Annotated in this window: 1 rRNA gene; it reads right to left on the bottom strand. The window is 51.9% G+C overall.

The annotated features are described in order from the left end of the window. Positions 1 to 25: 25 nt before the first annotated feature. Positions 26 to 2919: ribosomal RNA gene (locus tag ACSVIK_RS25940) — 23S ribosomal RNA — on the bottom strand. Positions 2920 to 3118: the final 199 nt, after the last annotated feature.

Here is a 3118-nt window from a genome sequence, read left to right as displayed (position 1 = left end):
CGAGGGCAGATTGTTTGGGTGTTATATGGTCAAGCCTCACGGGCAATTAGTATTGGTTAGCTCAACGCCTCACAGCGCTTACACACCCAACCTATCAACGTCGTAGTCTCCGACGGCCCTTTAGGGGAATCAAGTTCCCAGTGAGATCTCATCTTGAGGCAAGTTTCCCGCTTAGATGCTTTCAGCGGTTATCTCTTCCGAACATAGCTACCCGGCAGTGCCACTGGCGTGACAACCGGAACACCAGAGGTTCGTCCAACCCGGTCCTCTCGTACTAAGGTCAGCCCCTCTCAAATCTCAAACGTCCACGGCAGATAGGGACCGAACTGTCTCACGACGTTCTAAACCCAGCTCGCGTACCACTTTAAATGGCGAACAGCCATACCCTTGGGACCGGCTTCAGCCCCAGGATGTGATGAGCCGACATCGAGGTGCCAAACACCGCCGTCGATATGAACTCTTGGGCGGTATCAGCCTGTTATCCCCGGAGTACCTTTTATCCGTTGAGCGATGGCCCTTCCATACAGAACCACCGGATCACTAAGACCTACTTTCGTACCTGCTCGACGTGTCTGTCTCGCAGTCAAGCGCGCTTTTGCCTTTATACTCTACGACCGATTTCCGACCGGTCTGAGCGCACCTTCGTACTCCTCCGTTACTCTTTGGGAGGAGACCGCCCCAGTCAAACTACCCACCATACACTGTCCTCGATCCGGATGACGGACCAGAGTTAGAACCTCAAGGTTGCCAGGGTGGTATTTCAAGGATGGCTCCATGAGAACTGGCGTCCCCACTTCAAAGCCTCCCACCTATCCTACACAAGCAAGCTCAAAGTCCAGTGCAAAGCTATAGTAAAGGTTCACGGGGTCTTTCCGTCTAGCCGCGGATACACTGCATCTTCACAGCGATTTCAATTTCACTGAGTCTCGGGTGGAGACAGCGCCGCCATCGTTACGCCATTCGTGCAGGTCGGAACTTACCCGACAAGGAATTTCGCTACCTTAGGACCGTTATAGTTACGGCCGCCGTTTACCGGGGCTTCGATCAAGAGCTTCGCTTGCGCTAACCCCATCAATTAACCTTCCGGCACCGGGCAGGCGTCACACCCTATACGTCCACTTTCGTGTTTGCAGAGTGCTGTGTTTTTAATAAACAGTCGCAGCGGCCTGGTATCTTCGACCGGCATGAGCTTACGGAGCAAGTCCTTCACCCTCACCGGCGCACCTTCTCCCGAAGTTACGGTGCCATTTTGCCTAGTTCCTTCACCCGAGTTCTCTCAAGCGCCTTGGTATTCTCTACCTAACCACCTGTGTCGGTTTGGGGTACGGTTCCTAGTTACCTGAAGCTTAGAAGCTTTTCCTGGAAGCATGGCATCAACCACTTCGCATTCTAAAAGAACGCTCGTCATCAGCTCTCGGCCTTGAACGCCCGGATTTACCTAAGCATTCAGCCTACCGCCTTAAACACGGACAACCAACGCCGTGCTGGCCTAGCCTTCTCCGTCCCTCCATCGCAGTAACTAGAAGTACGGGAATATTAACCCGTTTCCCATCGACTACGCATTTCTGCCTCGCCTTAGGGGCCGACTCACCCTGCGTCGATTAACGTTGCGCAGGAAACCTTGGTCTTTCGGCGTGCGAGTTTTTCACTCGCATTGTCGTTACTCATGTCAGCATTCGCACTTCTGATACCTCCAGCAAGCTTCTCAACTCACCTTCACAGGCTTACAGAACGCTCCTCTACCGCTCACACCTAAGTGTGAACCCGTAGCTTCGGTGTATGGTTTGAGCCCCGTTACATCTTCCGCGCAGGCCGACTCGACTAGTGAGCTATTACGCTTTCTTTAAAGGATGGCTGCTTCTAAGCCAACCTCCTAGCTGTCTAAGCCTTCCCACATCGTTTCCCACTTAACCATAACTTTGGGACCTTAGCTGACGGTCTGGGTTGTTTCCCTTTTCACGACGGACGTTAGCACCCGCCGTGTGTCTCCCGTGCTGACACTTGCTGGTATTCGGAGTTTGCATCGGTTTGGTAAGTCGGGATGACCCCCTAGCCGAAACAGTGCTCTACCCCCAGCAGTGATACACGAGGCGCTACCTAAATAGCTTTCGAGGAGAACCAGCTATCTCCGAGCTTGATTAGCCTTTCACTCCGATCCACAGGTCATCCGCTAACTTTTCAACGGTAGTCGGTTCGGTCCTCCAGTCAGTGTTACCTAACCTTCAACCTGCCCATGGATAGATCGCCCGGTTTCGGGTCTATACCCAGCGACTAAAGCGCCCTATTAAGACTCGCTTTCGCTACGCCTCCCCTATTCGGTTAAGCTCGCCACTGAATATAAGTCGCTGACCCATTATACAAAAGGTACGCAGTCACCCAACAAAGTAGGCTCCCACTGCTTGTACGCATACGGTTTCAGGTTCTATTTCACTCCCCTCTCCGGGGTTCTTTTCGCCTTTCCCTCACGGTACTGGTTCACTATCGGTCAGTCAGTAGTATTTAGCCTTGGAGGATGGTCCCCCCATGTTCAGACAACGTTTCACGTGCGCCGTCCTACTCGATTTCATTGATAAGAGCGTTTCGTGTACGGGGCTATCACCCACTACGGCGGCACTTTCCAGAGCCTTCCACTACACTCAAACCAACTTAAGGGCTAGTCCCCGTTCGCTCGCCACTACTTAGGGAATCTCGGTTGATTTCTGTTCCTCAGGGTACTTAGATGTTTCAGTTCCCCTGGTTCGCCTCTTGCACCTATGGATTCAGTACAAGATACCTAGGTTATCCTAGGTGGGTTCCCCCATTCAGAGATCTCTGGATCACAGTCTGTTTGCCGACTCCCCAAAGCTTTTCGCAGGCTACCACGTCTTTCATCGCCTCTGACTGCCAAGGCATCCACCGTATGCGCTTCTTCACTTGACCATATAACCCCAAGCAATCTGGTTACTGTCTCAATCGTGAAGACGACATTCGCCGAAAATTTGCGTCTTGAGAACTACAAATTTTGCCTTGATTAACAACGTGCAGTGATACACGCTGTTAGTCACTTCTATCACATATCCAAATTTTTAAAGAACGATGTTTCTACCGGTCAAAAGACCAGAAATCAGCACTCGACAGG

This window comes from Pseudomonas sp. NCHU5216 (assembly GCF_052156495.1).
GTDB lineage: Bacteria > Pseudomonadota > Gammaproteobacteria > Pseudomonadales > Pseudomonadaceae > Aquipseudomonas.
The sequence above is the reverse complement of the archived record's forward strand: the minus strand, read 5'-3'. Positions and strand labels throughout refer to the sequence as shown.